The organism is Pseudomonas sp. S2_C11 (genome assembly GCF_054668395.1).
The window spans coordinates 2,947,397-2,965,489 of sequence record NZ_CP162765.1; the positions used below are offsets into that span (position 1 = coordinate 2,947,397).

Below are 18,093 nucleotides of genomic sequence, written 5' to 3' on the forward strand. Positions count from 1 at the left end.
TTCAAGTTGGGTACAGATTACTGACGCACAGCAAAGGGATAAATCGGCTGGAAAGTGTTTCACCGTCCACTCAAACCGGACAATGGCAAGAGCTGGAATGCTCGACGGTTAATCCGCCAGAACGACGCCATGCTATGCTCCGACAGAGAAAACGAGGGGTTAACAATGAGCGAATCAGCCACTGACAGCGTCGCGAGCGAAGTTCGCAAGCTCGCGGAAAAACACAGGGTAGGCGCCGAGCGTGACGGCCTGAGTCGCATGGCGGTGACGATAACGCGGCTGGCCGGTGATGCCGTTGAACTGGACAGTGTTGAGCAACTGCTGGTCAACCTGAAGCGAAAGGGTGTCTTGAACAAGTCTGAAATCATGGCCTTACAAGGGCGTTACCTTCAGGAAAAAAGGCATTCGAAGAAGCAGCTCAGCGCATGACGTTCGACCCCTTCGGCGATTTCGAAACTGAAGGCTACCTTCGCAATTCGCTCAAGCTGAAAGACTCGGCTGAAGTAAAGGAATCGGAACATCTCTCTTTCGAAGCCAGTATCGAAGAAGCCCTTGCTCATCTGGCAAAAAAGAGATCCATCGACTATCAAGCGATACTCAAAACTCATGAAATCCTGTTTGCCGGTTTCTACCCATGGTCAGGCAAAGACAGGAATGAGCTTGTTCCCCACCTCGCGGTTTTCAAAGGATCAAAAGACGATCCGCATCACACACCTTTCGAGCGACCTGAGCTGATCAAAAGATCCGTCGAATATGCGCTGGAGCTCGCTGCAAACAAAAAACGCTTCCACGAGCGCCCTGGCGAGGTGATGGGCCAATGGCTTTCGCTCATCCGTTTCTGGATGGTAATGGGCGGACCATCCTGCTCGTTCACATGGAACTATGCTATCGAGCCAAGTTCGCCATCGATTGGTCGAAGACCAACAAAGATGCGTATTTACGGGCGCTCAGCGACGAGATCCGCGATCCTTCCAGAGGCCACCTGGACGATTATCTGAAGCCTCACGTCGTAAACATCTCAAGCCGTGAGGAATGGCCCGGAGTGATTGGCGATATCAAAGGGCTGGACGGTTTGGACAAGGAAGGAATCATCTACGCGAATCTCAACAATCCCGACATTCAGCAGCTGTATAAAAGCTACAGAACGCAGCCAATAAAGTGACTAAAGAGGCCTGCTGTTAAAGCAGGCTTTATTTGCCTGGCAGCCAGCGTCTCTTGACCTTGCGGTCTGCGCGACGCAGACCTGCTTACGCACCCTGACGACTCAAGCTGAAATTCACTCAATCGTAAAACGGCTCAACCAACGCCCGACTACCGACAAAGAAACTGTCCGCCACCAGGCGCAACGGTTGCAGATCCAGGTCGCTGGCCTTGTCGCTGATCAATTGCTGGAAGTGGCGATAGACCGCAGCGTACTCGCCCTCCTCCGATACGCTTTGCCGGACGCCGTCGATGCTCAGCACGGCACCGCCGTTGTCCAGGCGCAGGACGCCTTCGGCGCAGCGGATTTCGATGCTCCACAGTTCGTCGTGGCCATGGTCGAAATCGAACTCGGCGCGAACGTCCAACTGCTGCGCATCGGACATTTTGATCGAGGCGGCAATCGGCGACTGGCAGTTGCTCGGCACGCGCAGTTCGGCGGCTTCGACAAACAGCGGCAGCGCCAGCAAGTGGGTGACGATCGACAGCGCGTTGATGCCCGGGTCGAAGACGCCGAGGCCGCCCGGTTGCCAGATCCATGCCTGACCCGGATGCCACTTGCGCACGTCTTCCTTCCAGTCAATCTGTACGCTTTGCAGGGTGCGGCTGGCCAGCCAGTCGCGGGCGGCGGCGATGCCCGGTGCGTAGCGTGAATGCCAGGCGAACAAAGCGCTGACGCCTTGATCGGCGACTTGATCGACCAGGGCCATAGCCTCGCCCAATGTCGCACAGGGAGGTTTTTCCACCAGCACGTGCTTGCCGGCCGCCAATGCCTGTTGCACCAGCGCGAAGCGCCCTTGTGGCGGCGTGCAGAAAGCAATGGCATCGACGCTCGGGCCGTTCTCGAGCAGCTCGCCCAGCGACTGGAAGTTTTCCACGCCGACGCAAGGTTTGCCTTGGGTAGCGACCGCCACCAACTGGAACGCCGGGTTGGCGAGGATGGCGGGGACGTGTTGATCCTGGGCGATCTTGCCGTAGCCCACCAGGCCGAGACGAATCGGTTGCATTACAGACTCCTGTTGTTGTTTTGGTCTTTGCAGCGCAGCGGCAAGAGTACGTGTTTCTGCGCTCGCGTCCAATCGTCATACTATTTAAATCAAGTTTGGTCGCGGCGAACGCATCGCTTATTCGTCATTTCTTCTTACACCTTTTGTCGTCCGATCCCGCACCGCGCGGCGATCGGCAGCCGGCGATCAGCCTCAGTTTGCTATCATGCGGCGCTTTTACGGTTAACCCCCCGCCAGTCCTGCCGACTCGCGGGCTGCAAAAGGCGGTATTAGATGACGGCTTTGTTGACTCGCCGCAAGGTACTTGCGGGAATGGGCGTGCTCGGGCTCGGCCTGCTCGCCGGTTGCGATACCCGTGGCCAACTGTCGTACAAGTACGGCAAGGATCTGAGCGACAAGATCCTCGGACGCACCTTCAAGCTGAAGAATCCCGAAGGCGAAACCATGTCGCTGTCGAGCTTTCGCGGGATGATGCCGATGATCTTTTTCGGCTTCACCCAATGCCCGGCCGTTTGCCCCACCACCCTGGCCCGCGCCGCGCAGATCAAGAAACTCATGGGCCGCGACGGCGACCGCCTGCAAGTGGTGTTCATCACCCTTGACCCTGAGCGCGACACGCCGCAGATCCTCGACGCCTACGTCAAAGCCTTCGATCCGAGCTTCGTCGCGCTGTACGGCACACTTGAGGAAACCAAGGCCACCGCCAAGGAATTCGACGTGTTCTACGAGAAGGTCCCGGCCGGCGACACCTATACCATCTCCCATACGTCCACCAGCTACGTCTACGACTCGCGTGGTGAGTTGCGCCTGGGCCTGTCCACTTCGCTGACAGCCCAAGAGTGCACGGAAGATTTGCTTACTGTTATGGAGGTCTGCTGATGCATCCCGTTCTGAATCACCTCAAACGCACCGTATGTGCACTGTCCCTGCTCGGCCTGGCCTTCCAGGTGTCGGCGCAGACCAAAGTCGACGATGCCTGGGTCCGTGCCACCGTGCCGACCCAGTCCGCCAGCGGCGCGTTCATGACCGTCACTGCCGACACCGACAGCAAGCTGCTCAGCGTTGCCTCGCCAGTGGCCAAGGACGTTCAGATTCATGAAATGAGCATGAAGAACGATGTGATGACCATGGGCCCGGTGAAGTCCGTTGAGCTGCCTGCCGGCAAAGCCGTGAGCTTCGACCCGAACGGCTACCACGTCATGCTGATGGGCCTGAGCGGTCAGTTGAAGGAAGGCGACAGCGTGCCGCTGACCCTGACCGTGGAAAACGTCAAGGGCGAGAAAGAAACCATTGAAGTCAAGGCACCGGTCCGCGCGCTGACCAACATGGGCGGCCACGATCACAGCAAGATGCATTGATCGCTGACGGAAAGACTGTTCGCCCGACACATAAACGGGGCGGCCTGATCGATGATCGGGCCGCCCCGTTTTTTTGCCCGGAAGAGGGTTTACGCGGCTAAACCTGTGGGAGCGAGCTTGCTCGCGAAGGCGTCAGGTCAGTCAACTCATCTGTGGCTGAAACTCCGCTTTCGCGAGCAAGCTCACTCCTACAGTAGTTCCGGCTGATGCCCAATCCCTCAACTCCCCGCACCACCATGCGCCTCTTCAAAAAAGTAATCCTTCCAGCTCGCCGCCTTGTTTTTCAACACACCCAGTTCCTGCAATTTTTCGGCATATATAAACGTGCGTTGTGGCACGACGGTGAAGTCGATTTCCGGGTCTTTGACGATTTGCTCGACCAGAGCCAGCGGCAGTTTCGATTGTTCGACGCGGATGTAGGCCTGGGCAGCCGCGGGTTTGTCGGCTTTGATGATCTGCTCGGCTTCGGCCAGTGCGTCGTAGAACGCCTTGTAGGTTTTCGGGTTTTCGTCGTGGAATTTTTCCGTGGTGTAGAGCACGTTGAACGTCGCCGGGCCGCCGAGGATGTCGTAGGAGCTCAGCACTTTATGCACGTTCGGGTTTTGCAGAGCCTGGTACTGAAACGGTGGGCTGGAGAAATGCGAATTGATTTCCGAGCCGCCGGCGATCAGCGCGGCGGTGGCGTCCGGGTGCGGCAGGCTGACTGAAATGTTATCGAATTTCTTGAACTGGTCGTCGCCGAACTCCTTGGCGGTTTCAATCTGCAGGGTGCGCGACTGAAAACCCACGCCGGCGGCCGGCACGGCGATACGGTCCTTGTCGCTGAAGTCCTTGAGGGTTTTGATGTTCGGGTTGTTGGTCAGCAGGTAATTGGGCATCGAGCCCAGCGCGGCGATGGCTTTGACGTTCTGCTTGCCCTTGGTGCGGTCCCACACTGTGAGCATAGGCGGCACGCCGGCCGAGACGACGTCCAGCGCTCCGGTGAGCAGCGCCTCATTCATGGCCGTGGCGCCAGAAATGCTGTTCCAGTCGACCTTGATGTCCAGCCCCTGAGCCTTGCCGTGCTTCTCGATCAGTTGTTGATCGCGCACGACATCAAGGATTAGATAACCAATGCCGAATTGCTGGGCGATGCTGATCTTACCCTCGGCTTGGGCGCCGCTACTGAACAGCGCACCCGCTGCCAGAGTAGCGGCCAACAGAGTCAGCGCAGAACGTTTGAACGGTGTGGCCATGACAACCTCGCAGCATGGGGGTGGGCTGAAAGGCCTGACTTTATAGCTATAAAAAACAGAAATTAAATATCCTTATCGCATATCGATAGCACTGAGCGATTTGACGTCTGCTGCTGGAATTCAGGAGCAGTGGATGAACCTACAACAGTCTGAAACAAAAAACTGCCCTCGGGAAAAATGGCACTACTTCCCACAACCCACGCCCGCTATGGGCACGCGCCGTTTCGGGGATCGCCGGCCGCAGGTTTAAAAAGCCGATCAGCCTTCCTGCCCTTGATATCATCACCCACACTTTTTTGACCCTTTGATGACAAGCAGGCCTTTTTTGTGAGCGCTCTTTTCAACTGGCTGCGGCGGCCGAATGCCCGCCTTCTTTCTCTAATCGTTTTGGTAATGATCGTGCCGGTGTGCCTGCGTGCAGCGTTGGGCTGGTCGACACCGCTGGGCTTTTTGTCGGATCTGGCCGTGGGTAGTCTGCTGGTGGTAGCGCTGCATCGCCGTATGTGGTGGCTGGCCTTGCCGGTGCTGGTGTTTTGGGCGCTGCTGGCGATCGCCACGGCAGAATTGGTCAGCGCCGTCGGCCGCCTGCCGACGCCTTCGGATGTTCACTACCTGATCGACCCGCAGTTCGTCGAGAACTCCACTGGCGGCGGACTTGCGCACCCTGCCCTGGCCATTGCTTTGCTGGGTGCGTTGGTTTTCTGGCTGCTGGCCCAATTTATAGGGCGCGGTCTGGCTCGGCCGGCATTGCCGCGCGCTGCCTGGGCCGCGCCGATCGTTTTGTTCGCCGCGCACTGGGGCGCGCAAAACCTGTGGCCGAATGACGGCGATGCCTGGCGTTTGTACAACCTGCCGCATCAATTGCTCGCCAGCGAAGTGGCCGACTTGCAGATCCAGGCCGAAGAGTGGCTGGACGGCGACGTCGAAGAACCGACACCGGCGATGGCCGGGCTCACCGACGTCGACCTCAATGGCCAGAAGCTGCTGGCCGCGCCGGGTCAGGCGCGCAATGTGCTGATCATTGCCCTGGAAGGCATTCCCGGCGCCTACATCCGCGCCAACCGCGAAGCGATCGGCAGTCATTACCAGGAAGACCTGATGCCCAACCTCAGCCGCTGGGCCGAGCGCGGCATGAACACTCCGGATTACGTGCTGCACACCCATCAGACCATTCGTGGTCTGTACGCCATGCTGTGCGGTGACTACGACAAGCTCAACAACGGCACGCCCAAAGGCGTGGAAATGCTCACCCTCAACGAACGCAACCAGGCCTGCCTGCCGGCGCAGCTGCGCGAACACGGCTTCAGCACTCATTACTTGCAGGGCGCCGGCCTGCGCTTCATGGCCAAAGACAAGATCATGCCGCACATCGGTTTCGATGCGACCCACGGCCTGGAATGGTTCAGCAACAGCAACTATCTGGAGTTCCCGTGGGGCAAGGATGACAAGGCGTTTTTCGAAGGTGCGCTGGATTACGTCGGCCAGTTGAAAAAGCAAAAGCAGCCGTGGATGTTGACCCTGCTGACGGTCGGCACCCATCAGCCCTACTCCGCACCGGAGGATTATCTGCAGCGTTATGAGACGCCCAAGCAGGCTGCCGTCGGTTATCTCGACGATGCGCTGGATCAGTTTCTTTCAGGGCTGGAGCGCCAAGGAGTTCTCAAGGACACACTGGTGGTGATCACCTCGGATGAATCCCATGGCATCGACGGCGTGCGGCTGGCCTCCTCGTGGGGTTTCAACCTGACGCTGGCACCGGAGCAGGCGCAACTGCCGCGTCTGAATGCCGGGGTTTATGGTCACGTCGATCTGAGCACCTCGATCCTCGACTATTTCGACCTGCCGGTGCCGACTGCGCTGAGCGGGCGGTCGCTGTTTCGCGACTACGATTCGGGGCGAGAAATCATGTCGTTCACCAACGGCAAACTGCGCTACCACAACGGTCAGGGCATCTTCTCCGAGTGCGATCTGCCGCGCCGCTGCCGCTATTACCAAAGCACCGGCTTCATCGCCGAAAGTGCCACATACAAAGGCACCTACAGCGGCCACCCGGCCCGGCAAATCGCCGCGCGCGCCGATGCGCTGGACCTGTCCTTGCTGCGCACACCGCTCAATCATCGCTACCAGTTCGGCAGCAACAACATCATCCCTCTGCAAGCGCAGATCAAGGATGACTGGGCTGACAACCTGATCGGCGCGCAATACCTGGAAATGCCCAAAGGCTCGCACACCCGCGTGCGCCTGACCGTGCGCTCGGTCGATCCGCAGCAGGCGGCGTACATTCAGCTCAAGGCCAAGGAATTTGAACAGGACGTGCAACTGGGCCTGCCAGCAGAGATGGTAGCCACGGCGGATCAGCCGCTGGAGATGGATTTCAGCTTTGAAAACCCGCAGCCGCGCAAAGCCTTCTCGTTCCATTTGCTGGGCTACGGCAATGGCGCGGTTGAAGTATCGGACTTCAGCGTGATCACTGAACTGCCTGGGCAGGATGACATTCTTGATGACGTGCCCGAGGACGACACCGCGCAATCGAGTTGACGTTTTTATCTATAAAGGCTGCACTCGCCTGTCACTTTGCTTCGGGGTATCGAGTGTAAGATCGAATTTGCCTGTCACTTTCCTGGCTTTTCCCAGATCCAGAGCAAAAGTGCCTGCTACGTTTTTGCGAAAATTGGCAAAGGTGACGATGAGTTCACCCTCAATAATGGGTTGGTCAAAATGATTGATCATAACCTTCCAATACCGTCCCATGGTTGGAAAAGTCACTGTGTGAGGACCATCTCCCTCCAACGCATTCGGCACAGACAACTCGACCGTGTGTATAAAATCGTCAGTTCCGATGATGATAAATTCCGTCTCGGTCTCTGCATAAACACATAACTTGCTCTCCAAAAATTTAACGTCATCGAGAAACGCGACAAAGCTACCGGTAGCATTTCGTTTGTTCAGAAGGTCACTTGTTTCGTCCTGAGACATGTCGATATTCCCTTGAGGTGAAGGTGACGTTGCGTTGACTCCAACATATTGTGATTGCGTGGTATCAACCACTGTCAAAGCTGACAGTTTTTAAGATCGCTTCGAAATAACGCCGCTTTTGCATCACGATATCGAGGTAGCAAAAGAGCCTGCCTATCGCCTGCCAAGACTGCGGCTATTAGCCGACTTGCCAACTCGGGTCTAGCCTTACCAGTCCGAAGTCGGCACGAGCCGGCCGCAGACCTGATAGGGATCCGAACATGGCAAACGAATCGAAATGCCCGTTCAACCACGCCGCCGGCGGCGGTACGACGAACCGTGACTGGTGGCCGAATCAACTCAATCTGAAAATCCTCAGCCAGCATTCCCCCAAGTCCGATCCACTGGGCCAGGACTTCGACTACGCCAAAGCCTTCAAAAGCCTCGACTTCCAGGCGCTGAAACAAGACATCAAAGCACTGATGACTGATTCTCAGGACTGGTGGCCAGCCGATTTCGGCCATTACGGCCCACTGTTCGTGCGCATGGCCTGGCACAGCGCCGGGACCTATCGCACCGCCGACGGCCGTGGCGGCGCCGGCTCCGGTCAGCAACGCTTCGCCCCGCTCAACAGCTGGCCGGACAACGTCAGCCTCGACAAGGCCCGCCGCCTGCTGTGGCCGATCAAGCAGAAATACGGGCGCAACATTTCCTGGGCCGACCTGATCGTGCTCACCGGCAACGTCGCGCTGGAGTCCATGGGCTTCAAGACCTTCGGTTTTTCCGGGGGCCGCGCCGATGTCTGGGAACCGGATGAAGATGTGTACTGGGGTTCGGAAACCGAGTGGCTGGGCGGCGACAACCGTTACGGCAAGAGCAATGGCCCAGTGCAAGAGCCCGGTGACGGCACGCTGGTGGCTGAGCCCGATTTGCATGGCCGTGAAGAAAGCCGCACCGATCAGGGCGAACGCAATCTGGAAAATCCCCTCGCCGCCGTGCAGATGGGCCTGATCTACGTCAACCCTGAAGGCCCGGAAGGCAACCCGGATCCGGTGGCCTCGGCCAAGGACATTCGCGAAACCTTCGGCCGCATGGCCATGAACGACGAAGAAACCGTGGCCCTGATCGCCGGCGGCCACGCGTTCGGCAAGACCCATGGCGCCGGCCCGGCTGACAATGTCGGCCCCGAACCGGAAGCGGCCGGTCTGGAGCAACAGGGTCTGGGCTGGAAAAACGCCTTCGGCACCGGTAAAGGCGCCGACACCATCACCAGTGGTCTGGAAGTGACCTGGACCACCACGCCAACGCAGTGGAGCAACAACTATCTGGAAAACCTGTTCGGCTTCGAGTGGGAGCTGACCAAAAGCCCGGCGGGCGCCAATCAGTGGCAACCGAAAAACGGCGCGGGTGCAGGCACCGTTCCCCACGCTCACGATCCGAACAAGAAGCTCTCGCCGACCATGCTCACCTCCGACCTGGCGTTGCGCTTCGATCCTGCATACGAGCAGATCTCCCGGCGTTTCCTGGCCAATCCCGATCAGCTCGCCGACGCATTCGCCCGCGCCTGGTACAAGCTGATCCATCGTGACATGGGTCCGCTCTCTCGCTACCTCGGCCCGGAAATGCCACAAGAGGAATTGCTCTGGCAAGACCCGCTGCCCGACGTGACGCACCCGCTGATTGACGACAGCGACGCTGCGGCGCTGAAAACCAAGGTGCTGAATTCAGGACTGTCGGTGTCGCAACTGGTTTCGACCGCGTGGGCGGCGGCGTCGACGTTCCGCGGCTCGGACAAGCGCGGTGGCGCCAACGGCGGACGCTTGCGTCTGGCCCCGCAGAAGTTCTGGCAGGCCAACCAGCCCGAACAACTGGACAAAGTGCTGAGCACGCTGGAAAGCATTCAGAACGAGTTCAACGGTTCTGCTGCCAATGGCAAGAAGATCTCGTTGGCGGACCTGATCGTCCTGGCCGGTAATGCCGGGGTGGAAAAAGCCGCGCAGAACGCCGGGCATTCGGTGTCGGTGCCGTTTTCACCGGGCCGCGTCGATGCTTCGCAGGAGCAGACCGATGTCGAATCGTTCGGCTTCCTCGAACCGATCGCCGATGGCTTCCGCAATTACAGCAAAGGCAAATACACGGTTGCGGCAGAAACCCTGCTGATCGACAAGGCGCAGTTGCTGACTCTCACGGCACCAGAAATGACCGTGCTACTGGGTGGTTTGCGGGTATTGAACACCAATGTCGGCCAGACGCGGCATGGCGTGTTCACCGATAAAACCGAAACGCTGAGCAATGACTTCTTCACCCACCTGCTGGACATGGGCGTGGAGTGGACCCCAACGTCACGGGATGCTGATGAGTTTGAAGGCCGTGACCGCAAGACCGGGGCGCCAAAGTGGACGGCGACGCGGGTGGATCTGGTGTTCGGCTCCAATGCGCAATTGCGCGCCTTGGCCGAGGTCTATGCCAGTTCCGACGCGAAGGCGCATTTCGTTAACGATTTCGTCAAGGCCTGGACGAAGGTGATGAATCTGGATCGGTTTGATCTGCGTAAATAGCTGTTTGTTGTGCCAATAAAAATGCCGCTCGTTGAGCGGCATTTTTTTGTTGATCGTTCCCACGCAGAGCATGGGAACGATCAATTAAAGGCCCCAACATTTAATCGGCGTTACGCCAGGCTTTTGCTCACCACTTCATACACATCGCTGGACAGCGACCCGGACGCCAGAATCCGCTCCAGCTCAGCCTTCATCAACGCCTGACGCGCGCTGTCGTATTTGCGCCAGCGGGTCAGCGGGGCCAGTTGGCGCGAGGCGATCTGCGGGTTGAAGCCGTTCAGTTCGATCACCAGATCGGCAAGGAAGCGATAACCGGAACCGTCCGCCGCGTGGAAGTTGATCAGGTTCTGCCCGGCGAACGCGCCGATCAGTGCCCGCACCTTGTTCGGGTTCTTGATGTTGAACGCCGGGTGCTGCATCAACGCCTTCACCCGCGCCAAACCGCCCGGCAAGGTGCTACCGGCCTGCACGCTGAACCACTGATCCATGACCAGCGGATTGTCCTTGAAGTGCTCGGCGAAGCTGGCCAAAGCCAGGGCCTTCTGCTCTTCGAAAGGCGAGTTGACCAGCACCGCCAGCGCGGTCAGGCGCTCGGTCATGTTGTCGGCAGCCTCGAATTGCTCCGGCGCCGCTGCCAGCACTTCCGGCTTGCCGCTGAGCATCAGGTACGACAGGGCGATATTCTGCAAGGCGCGACGGGCGAAGTGCTCGGCCTCGGCCACGTACGGAGTCTTTTTCGACAGATCGCGGTTGGCCTGATAACGCAGCCACAGCGCTTCGAACAAGCCTTCGGCGAGTTGCTTGCGGGCGAACTCGCGAGCGACGTGAATCGCCTCGACGTCAGCCACTTCGCTGATCTCGGTGAGATAGGCCTCACCCGGCAGCGAGAGCATTTCGGCAACCATCGCCTGATCCAGCGACTCGTCGGACAGAACCGTGCGCAGTGCCGACACCAGACGCGGATCGAGCTTCAGGCTCTCGCCTTTCTGATGCTGGCCGATCAACTCTTGAAGCACTTGCACCGACAGTTGCTGACCGGCATCCCAGCGATTGAAGCCGTCGCTGTCGTGCTGCATCAGGAACATCAGTTGATCGCGGTTGTACGGGAAGCTCAGTTTCACCGGTGCCGAGAAGCCGCGCAGCAGCGATGGCAGCGGCTGTTCGTTGATGTCGACGAAGGTGAAGGTCTGCTCGGCTTCGGTCACCGAGATCACCCGAGTGGTGCCTTGTGCCGAAGCTTCACCAGCCAGACGCAGAGCGATTTCATTGCCCTGGCTGTCGAGCAGGCCGAGCTCGACCGGGATCACGAACGGCAGTTTTTCCACCTTGTCCGGGGTCGGCGGGCAGCTCTGGCGGAAGGTCAGGCTGTAGGTTTTCGCCGCTGCGTCGTAGGACTCGCTGACGGCCAGACGCGGTGTGCCGGCCTGGCTGTACCAGCGTTTGAACTGGCTGAGATCAACGCCATTGGCATCTTCCATGGCCTTGACGAAGTCGTCGCAGGTCACGGCCTGACCGTCGTGGCGTTCGAAATACAGATCGCTGCCCTTACGGAAGCCTTCGGCACCGAGCAGGGTGTGGATCATGCCGACCACTTCCGAGCCTTTTTCGTACACGGTCAGAGTGTAGAAGTTGGAAATCTCGATGAAGCTATCCGGGCGCACGGCGTGGGCCATCGGCCCGGCATCTTCGGCGAACTGGTGGGTACGCAGGTACGCCACGTCCTGAATGCGCTTTACCGTCGCCGAGTTCATGTCCGAGGAGAAACCGGCATCGCGGAACACCGTGAAACCTTCCTTGAGCGACAGCTGGAACCAGTCGCGGCAGGTCACGCGGTTGCCCGACCAGTTGTGGAAGTATTCATGGGCGACGATCGCCTCGACCCGCTGGTGCGCGGCGTCGGTGGCGGTTTCGGCGCGGGCCAGCACGGCGCTGGAGTTGAAGATGTTGAGGCCCTTGTTCTCCATCGCGCCCATGTTGAAATCGTTGACCGCGACGATCATGAAGATGTCCAGATCGTACTCGCGACCGTAGACCTCTTCGTCCCAGCGCATGGATTTCTTCAGGCTGTTCATCGCGTGCTGGCACTTGTCGATGTTTTCCGGCTCGACGTAAATGCGCAGCGCGACGTTGCGCTGGCTCATGGTGGTGAAGGTGTCTTCGACGCACCACAGATCACCGGCGACCAGCGCAAACAGGTACGCCGGTTTCTTGAACGGATCTTCCCAGGTCGCCCAGTGCCGGCCGTCTTCGCCGGGGCCGGAAGCGATCGGGTTACCGTTGGAGAGCAACACCGGGTAGCTGTGCTGTTCGGCCACGACGGTGGTGGTGAACTTGCTCATCACGTCCGGGCGGTCGAGGTAATAGGTGATCTTGCGGAAGCCTTCGGCCTCGCACTGGGTGCAGAACATCGTGCCGGACTTGTACAGGCCTTCCAGCGCGGTATTGGTTTCCGGATGGATGCGCACGCTGGTGTCGAGAGTGAAGGTTTCACTGGTCGGTTGCAGGGTCAGGTGGCTGTCGGAGACTTGATAGTCAGCGGCGCTCAGCTCCTGATCCGCCAGCGTTACCGAGAGCAGCTCGAGTTGCTGGCCGTCGAGCACCAGCGGCGGCAGGTCGGCGCCGCGCTCCGGGTTGCGGCGCATCACCAGTTGCGCGTGAACCAGGCTGTGGTCCTCGAACAACTCGAAGGTCAGGTGCGTTTCGTCAATCAGGTACTCGGGCGCCTGATAGTCCTTGAGATAGATCATCTTCGGTTGTTCGGTGCGCATGCTGGAATCCTTATTGATGCACGGCGAGCTGGTACGCCGTGTATTTACGAATGTTGATCACGCCGGTGTCGAAGATCAGGTACTGGCCCTTGATCCCCAGCAGCGTGCCTTCGGCAATCGGGTTCTTGTCCAGGTTGAAGCTGACGATTTTCGCCGGGTATTGCTCGACGGGATAGCGGATTTCCAGCGGTTCGACATCGGCAATCGTCTGAATCGCCTGTAGGCCGAATCGCTCCTGCAACCCTTGCAGGCCTTCGGCGCAGCTTTCGAACAACTGATCGCGCACCTGCGCCAGATCCACCGCCGCCGCATCACCTTTGAGCAGCGCGCGCCAGTTGGTCTTGTCCGCCACCTGGCTGCGGAACAGGTCCTCGACAAACCCCGATTGCTGGCGTGTTGATACACGCATGATTGGCAAGGCTTGACTCGCACCCTGGTCGAGCCAGCGGGTCGGCAACTGCGTAGCACGGGTGATGCCAACCTTGATGCCTGACGAATTGGCCAGGTAAACCACATGGTCGGTCATGCAGAATTTCTCGCCCCACTCCGGATCGCGGCAGGTGCCGGCGTCGAAGTGGCAGCGCTCCGGACTCATGATGCACAGGTCACACTGCGCCAGTTTGGTCATGCACGGGTAGCAATAGCCCTGACTGAAACTGGTTTTGGTTTTGCGCCCGCAATGGGTGCAGTGAATCGCCCCCAAAAACTCCAGACGCAGCGTGCTGCCGATCAACGGATTGACCGGCACCTCGACGTCATCCAGACGAAACGCGTACTGCACGTTCGACCCGTCCAGACGCGCCGACATTTTGCTGATTGCACCGCGGCCAATCTCGATCAATGGATGGCATCCGACTTGAACAGGATGTTCGGCACTTCGATCGACTTCGACGCACATTCTTGCGGGCCCATGTAGCCAGTGCGCTGGTCTTCCGGCAGGTTCTGGATTTCCCAGGCAATCATCGCCTGCAACGACAGCTCGCGCTGTTCGGCAGTGAGCTTGTTGCCGTCGGACCATTTACCGATTTCCACGGCCAGTTTCAGGCTTTCGTAGATGTCCGGGGTGATGTTGTTGATCATGTCGTTGAAAGAGGACATCAGGGTCTCCGTGCTCTTTGCTGAAACAAAAATGTTAGGCGGCCAGTTTACGGCGGTTATACAAACCGCCCAACAAACCGGTAAAGCATCCGATGAGTAACCCGCTCAGGTGCGCGGCGTTGGCAATCTGGCCGAAACCGATCAGCGAGATCAGCCCGGACATGCACACCACCAGCCATACCAGCATCATCACCAGCACGCCGCGCGGCAGACGATAGGCCGGGTTCGGCGCCAGCAACTGGAAGATCCAGCAATGCCCGAGCAAGCCGTAAAGCACACCAGACAGACCGCCGAACAGGCTCGGGCCGCTCCAGACGAACTGGGCGTAGTTGGACACCAGACTGAACAACAGCGTCAGGCCGATCAGGTTGATGCTGCCCTGGCGCGACTCGATGCGCCGCCCCAGCTCCCAATACCACATGCCGTTCATGGCCAGATGGAGGATGCCGAAGTGGATCAGCATCGGCGTGACCAGCCGCCACCACTGCCCCGCCGCGAGGCTGTCGGCCAGCGGCGTGAAGTGGATGTACTCACCGATCACGCGAAAATCGAGGAAGGTCAGCCAGCGCAGCGTTTCCAGGTTTTCGCCGAGAAAGGTCAGGCCACCGACGATGAGGCTCAACAGCAGAATCAACCCGGTGGCTTTGGCGTGTTTCAGCTGTTCGGCGAAACCCGGGCGCTTGAAGGTCTGGCCCACGGGAATGTCCAGTTGCTGATCCGGGTCGCCTGCCGGGAAGCGCTCGTACAAGGAACGCACGTCCTCGCTGATTTCCTCCGGCGCCCACAGCACCTGCTCGCCCGCCTCTTCGCTGACCCGATGGGGCACTTGCATGCGTTGCAGCAGCTTGACGAAACCGCTCAAATCCACCGCCAACGGCAGGCGCAATACCGCTATCGCACTCATTGCAGCACCTCCGGCCGCTCGACATCGACCCAGACGAATTTTTGCGGATCCAGGCGCGTTTCCTGGTCCAGACGATAGGCCACCAGTTTGCCGTAGAGCACGGCGCTGTAATCCAGGCACGCGAGGTTCGGGCGGATCGGCGCCGGTTTGCCGCTGCGCCAGTAGTGGCCGACGAACAGCAACGGCTCGTCGACGCCATAGCGCAGCAGGGAATTCTTTTCAGTGGACGTCAGCGGCGTCTGCGCGACAGGTTCCGGCAGTGCATCGGGCTGAAACACGATGTCGCCATAGGTTTTCGGGTCGTCCTCCCAGAACTTGGTGCGGAAAAACGAACGCACCAGACCGTCGCCGCTGGTCATGGTCAGGCCACCCGGCAGGCGCATGTCAGTGCCGCGCAGCAAGCGATCGAACACAGTGCAAGCGAAGCTGCCGGGCACCGCCGAGGCCTGGAGGAAATGCTCATCGACGCAGCCATTGGGGAACAGCGCCCGCAGCGGCTCGATCAGCCCGGCATCCCAGCAGGCGTGGACGACGCGAAACCGCCCGGCATCGACGAACAGCGGCAACTCGTAGAACCACTGCTGGAAGTCATGCCAGTCACCGGGATGGTCCTCGAATTGGCTCAGGGTTTCCTGCAACAGCCGCGCATGGCGCTTGGTGTGTTCGCGCACGAACTGCTTGCCGCTGCCCGGTGGCGCCGGGGTGACCCAGCCGAGCGCGTTGAATTCGTGGTTGCCCATGATGCACAGCGCCTGCCCCGCCTCGACCATGTCGTGAACGATGTGCAGCGCCTCGCGAATGCGCGGGCCACGGTCGATGATGTCGCCGACGAACACCGCCATGCGTGACGGATGCCGCCAGACCCCGCCCTGCTTGTGATAACCGAGACGGTCCAGCAAGTGTTCGAGGGTCATGGCGCATCCGTGCACGTCACCGATCAGGTCGTAACTGCGCGCGGGATCGAGCATCAGTCGCCTCCGCCCCCCAGCTTGCTGCCCCAGCCAAGCTTGGTGCGGCACACCTCGTAGTAATTGTGATCGAGCGGATGAATCAGGCGCAGCTTCTGCGCTTTCTTGCTCACGGTAATGGTGTCGCCCGGTGCGCAGGTGAAGTGGTTCTGCCCGTCGCAGGACACCTGCGGGTAGATCTGCATATCTTTGGACACGACGATTTTCAGCTCACTGTTGCCATCGACCACGATCGGCCGTCCCGACAAGGTATGGGGGTACATCGGCACAATCACAATAGCGTCGAGCTTGGGATGCATGATCGGCCCGCCGGCAGACAACGCGTAGGCAGTGGAGCCGGTCGGCGTCGCGACGATCAGGCCGTCGGCCTTCTGGCTGCAGACGAACTGGCCGTCGATGTACAGCTCGAATTCGATCATCCGCGTCGATTTGCCCGGGTGCAGCACCACATCGTTGAGCGCATCGCCCTGGCCGATGGCCTCGCCATGGCGACGCACTTCGGCTTGCAGCAGGAAACGGTTTTCTACCAGATAGTGGCCGTCGAGCACTTCGGCGACCTTGATTTCCAGCTCGTCGGGGCGAATATCGGTGAGGAAGCCAAGGCTGCCACGGTTGATGCCCAGCACCGGAATATTGTGCCTGGCCAGCGCTCGCGCGGCGCCGAGCAGGCTGCCGTCACCGCCGACGACGATGACCATGTCGCAGACTTCGCCGAGCATCTTGCGCGACGAGGTTTGCAGGCCGTGGCCGGGCAGGACTTCAGCGATGGTGTCTTCGAGGATCACATGCAGGTGACGGTCGAGCAGAAAGCGTTTCAGTCGGCGGACGGTATCCAGCACCTGGGAACTGCCCAGGCGACCGATGATGCCGATATTACGAAATTGCTCCATGGGACCTCTGCGGACAATCGAAAACGCGAAAACCCGATTATGGGCGAAAGCGCCAGATAGACAAAATCCTTTCAGCCTCAAGGGTGCACTCAGGTTTAAGGCTATGCTCGCAAGATGATCCTGTTCCCCGACTTGTTGCAATTGCCCCATCGATTACGCCATCCCGAAGTGCGGGACCTGGCGTGGGTGATCCTCGCGCCGCCGATGCTCGCCGCCACGCCGTGGCCCCAGCGCCATCCGCTTGCCGGCAGCGACTGGGTGCACGACCCGCAGCGCCTCGAACATTGGCTGCACCAGCTCGACCGCGACAGTTACGGCCTGCTGCAATGGCTGTCGCAGGCGCGCACCCGGCGTCTGGGTCTGTATTACGAGCGTCTTTGGCAGTTCGCCGTCTCGCATGCGCCGGGCATCGAACTGATCGCCGCCAACCTGCCGATTCGCCGCGCCGGGCACACCCTCGGCGAACTCGACATGCTGCTGCGTGACCGCGACGGCGTGCATCATCTGGAACTGGCGATCAAGCTCTACCTTGGCCCGCAGGATGGCGATGGCCGCGATCCCGCGCAGTGGCTGGGGCCGGGTTGTCATGACCGGCTGGATCGCAAACTGGCACATCTGGCCGAGCATCAATTGCCGATCTCGGCGCGCCCGGAAAGCCGCGAGGTGCTCGCGACACTGGATATCGAAACCTTCAGCGCGCAGTTGTGGCTGGGCGGCTATCTGCTGTATCCGTGGCCCGGCCAGGCCGACTCACCGAACGGCGCGCATCCACAACATCTGCGTGGCAGTTGGCTGCATCAGAAGGACTGGCCGGCGTTTGTCGCACAGCGCCCGCCGGGCCGCTGGCAACCCCTGCCCCGCCATGCGTGGCTGGCGCCGGCGCATTACCCGGCGGATCAGGTCTGGACAGATGAGCACCTGCGTTTGTGGCTGGCAGACCTGCCAGCACTGGCCCCGGCGCAGTTGATGGTACGCCTGACCGAGAATGCCCAAGGCGAATGGGAAGAGGCGGAGCGGTTGTTTCTGGTGGCGGATCTTTGGCCGAATGTCCCCGGCCAAACCTGAGATTTGTGGTGTCCGACCCAATTCGCGAGCAGGCTCGCTCCCACAGAGAATGCATTTCAAATGTGGAATGCGATCCCTGTGGGAGCG

15 protein-coding genes and 1 pseudogene are annotated in these 18,093 nt (G+C 59.7%); 7 read left to right on the top strand and 9 right to left on the bottom strand.

Annotation, left to right across the window (positions count from 1 at the left end):
* Nucleotides 1-165: 165 nt before the first annotated feature.
* Nucleotides 166-429: a hypothetical protein gene (locus AB4N48_RS13285; protein WP_217850025.1), complete on the top strand. Its 264-nt coding sequence runs from the start codon at nucleotides 166-168 to the stop codon at nucleotides 427-429.
* Nucleotides 426-1,162, top strand: a pseudogene (locus AB4N48_RS13290) (Fic/DOC family protein). The gene AB4N48_RS13285 and the pseudogene AB4N48_RS13290 overlap by 4 nt, the downstream one beginning before the upstream one ends.
* A 118-nt stretch (nucleotides 1,163-1,280) precedes the next feature.
* Here AB4N48_RS13290 and AB4N48_RS13295 read toward each other — a convergent pair.
* Nucleotides 1,281-2,207, bottom strand: coding sequence for a Gfo/Idh/MocA family protein (locus AB4N48_RS13295; protein WP_460093608.1), 927 nt, complete (start codon nucleotides 2,205-2,207; stop codon nucleotides 1,281-1,283).
* A 273-nt stretch (nucleotides 2,208-2,480) separates the two neighbouring features.
* On the opposite strand from AB4N48_RS13295, the gene AB4N48_RS13300 reads away from it, so the two are divergent.
* Together AB4N48_RS13300 and AB4N48_RS13305 are read left to right on the top strand one after the other, a co-directional pair.
* Complete coding sequence (locus AB4N48_RS13300; protein ID WP_016774221.1) at nucleotides 2,481-3,086, top strand: SCO family protein; 606 nt, start codon at nucleotides 2,481-2,483, stop codon at nucleotides 3,084-3,086.
* Nucleotides 3,086-3,565: a copper chaperone PCu(A)C gene (locus tag AB4N48_RS13305; protein ID WP_406228794.1), complete on the top strand. Its 480-nt coding sequence runs from the start codon at nucleotides 3,086-3,088 to the stop codon at nucleotides 3,563-3,565. Before AB4N48_RS13300 ends, AB4N48_RS13305 begins: the two co-directional genes overlap by 1 nt.
* A 218-nt stretch (nucleotides 3,566-3,783) precedes the next feature.
* On the opposite strand, the gene AB4N48_RS13310 is transcribed toward AB4N48_RS13305, so the two are convergent.
* Nucleotides 3,784-4,800 carry an ABC transporter substrate-binding protein gene (locus AB4N48_RS13310; RefSeq protein ID WP_150742724.1) on the bottom strand — a complete coding sequence of 339 codons (1,017 nt, stop codon included), beginning with the start codon at nucleotides 4,798-4,800 and terminating at the stop codon, nucleotides 3,784-3,786.
* A gap of 327 nt (nucleotides 4,801-5,127) precedes the next feature.
* Between AB4N48_RS13310 and AB4N48_RS13315 the strand changes: the two genes are divergently transcribed.
* Nucleotides 5,128-7,338 (top strand): LTA synthase family protein, encoded by a 2,211-nt coding sequence (locus AB4N48_RS13315; RefSeq protein ID WP_460093609.1) that lies wholly within the window; start codon nucleotides 5,128-5,130, stop codon nucleotides 7,336-7,338.
* Nucleotides 7,339-7,347: 9 nt separating this feature from the next.
* On the opposite strand, the gene AB4N48_RS13320 is transcribed toward AB4N48_RS13315, so the two are convergent.
* The gene (locus AB4N48_RS13320; RefSeq protein ID WP_095179584.1) at nucleotides 7,348-7,776 is read right to left on the bottom strand and encodes a hypothetical protein; all 429 of its coding nucleotides are present in this window, start codon (nucleotides 7,774-7,776) and stop codon (nucleotides 7,348-7,350) included.
* A gap of 260 nt (nucleotides 7,777-8,036) precedes the next feature.
* On the opposite strand from AB4N48_RS13320, the gene katG reads away from it, so the two are divergent.
* Entirely contained in the window at nucleotides 8,037-10,313 is a 2,277-nt protein-coding gene (gene katG / locus AB4N48_RS13325) for a catalase/peroxidase HPI (RefSeq protein WP_460093611.1), read from the top strand.
* Between the two features lie 110 nt (nucleotides 10,314-10,423).
* On the opposite strand, the gene pepN is transcribed toward katG, so the two are convergent.
* From pepN to AB4N48_RS13355, 6 genes are read right to left on the bottom strand one after another with little or no spacing between them, the layout of a single operon-like run.
* Nucleotides 10,424-13,081 (bottom strand): aminopeptidase N, encoded by a 2,658-nt coding sequence (gene pepN, locus AB4N48_RS13330; protein ID WP_460093613.1) that lies wholly within the window; start codon nucleotides 13,079-13,081, stop codon nucleotides 10,424-10,426.
* Between the two features lie 10 nt (nucleotides 13,082-13,091).
* On the bottom strand, nucleotides 13,092-13,922 hold the full coding sequence (locus AB4N48_RS13335; RefSeq protein ID WP_186569239.1) for a DUF2797 domain-containing protein: 831 nt from the start codon (nucleotides 13,920-13,922) through the stop codon (nucleotides 13,092-13,094).
* On the bottom strand, nucleotides 13,919-14,179 hold the full coding sequence (locus tag AB4N48_RS13340) for a YeaC family protein (RefSeq protein WP_016774215.1): 261 nt from the start codon (nucleotides 14,177-14,179) through the stop codon (nucleotides 13,919-13,921). The genes AB4N48_RS13335 and AB4N48_RS13340 overlap by 4 nt, the downstream gene beginning before the upstream one ends.
* A 34-nt stretch (nucleotides 14,180-14,213) precedes the next feature.
* The gene (locus AB4N48_RS13345) at nucleotides 14,214-15,083 is read right to left on the bottom strand and encodes a rhomboid family intramembrane serine protease (RefSeq protein WP_056784680.1); all 870 of its coding nucleotides are present in this window, start codon (nucleotides 15,081-15,083) and stop codon (nucleotides 14,214-14,216) included.
* The gene (locus tag AB4N48_RS13350; protein WP_095179579.1) at nucleotides 15,080-16,051 is read right to left on the bottom strand and encodes a metallophosphoesterase; all 972 of its coding nucleotides are present in this window, start codon (nucleotides 16,049-16,051) and stop codon (nucleotides 15,080-15,082) included. The genes AB4N48_RS13345 and AB4N48_RS13350 overlap by 4 nt, the downstream gene beginning before the upstream one ends.
* Nucleotides 16,051-16,941 carry an NAD(+) kinase gene (locus tag AB4N48_RS13355; RefSeq protein WP_041480619.1) on the bottom strand — a complete coding sequence of 297 codons (891 nt, stop codon included), beginning with the start codon at nucleotides 16,939-16,941 and terminating at the stop codon, nucleotides 16,051-16,053. The genes AB4N48_RS13350 and AB4N48_RS13355 overlap by 1 nt, the downstream gene beginning before the upstream one ends.
* Nucleotides 16,942-17,055: 114 nt before the next feature.
* Between AB4N48_RS13355 and AB4N48_RS13360 the strand changes: the two genes are divergently transcribed.
* Nucleotides 17,056-18,006 carry a DUF1853 family protein gene (locus AB4N48_RS13360; RefSeq protein WP_460093614.1) on the top strand — a complete coding sequence of 317 codons (951 nt, stop codon included), beginning with the start codon at nucleotides 17,056-17,058 and terminating at the stop codon, nucleotides 18,004-18,006.
* The last annotated feature ends 87 nt before the right edge of the window (nucleotides 18,007-18,093 follow it).

Bases quoted from the DNA above. Each gene is read 5' to 3' on its own strand.
- katG (WP_460093611.1), top strand. From the start codon at position 8,037: ATGGCAAACGAATCGAAATGCCCGTTCAACCACGCCGCCGGCGGCGGT.
- AB4N48_RS13285 (WP_217850025.1), top strand. From the start codon at position 166: ATGAGCGAATCAGCCACTGACAGCGTCGCGAGCGAAGTTCGCAAGCTC.
- AB4N48_RS13340 (WP_016774215.1), bottom strand. From the start codon at position 14,179: ATGTCCTCTTTCAACGACATGATCAACAACATCACCCCGGACATCTAC.
- AB4N48_RS13355 (WP_041480619.1), bottom strand. From the start codon at position 16,941: ATGGAGCAATTTCGTAATATCGGCATCATCGGTCGCCTGGGCAGTTCC.
- AB4N48_RS13300 (WP_016774221.1), top strand. From the start codon at position 2,481: ATGACGGCTTTGTTGACTCGCCGCAAGGTACTTGCGGGAATGGGCGTG.
- pepN (WP_460093613.1), bottom strand. From the start codon at position 13,081: ATGCGCACCGAACAACCGAAGATGATCTATCTCAAGGACTATCAGGCG.
- AB4N48_RS13345 (WP_056784680.1), bottom strand. From the start codon at position 15,083: ATGAGTGCGATAGCGGTATTGCGCCTGCCGTTGGCGGTGGATTTGAGC.
- AB4N48_RS13305 (WP_406228794.1), top strand. From the start codon at position 3,086: ATGCATCCCGTTCTGAATCACCTCAAACGCACCGTATGTGCACTGTCC.
- AB4N48_RS13320 (WP_095179584.1), bottom strand. From the start codon at position 7,776: ATGTCTCAGGACGAAACAAGTGACCTTCTGAACAAACGAAATGCTACC.
- AB4N48_RS13295 (WP_460093608.1), bottom strand. From the start codon at position 2,207: ATGCAACCGATTCGTCTCGGCCTGGTGGGCTACGGCAAGATCGCCCAG.
- AB4N48_RS13310 (WP_150742724.1), bottom strand. From the start codon at position 4,800: ATGGCCACACCGTTCAAACGTTCTGCGCTGACTCTGTTGGCCGCTACT.
- AB4N48_RS13350 (WP_095179579.1), bottom strand. From the start codon at position 16,051: ATGCTCGATCCCGCGCGCAGTTACGACCTGATCGGTGACGTGCACGGA.
- AB4N48_RS13360 (WP_460093614.1), top strand. From the start codon at position 17,056: ATGATCCTGTTCCCCGACTTGTTGCAATTGCCCCATCGATTACGCCAT.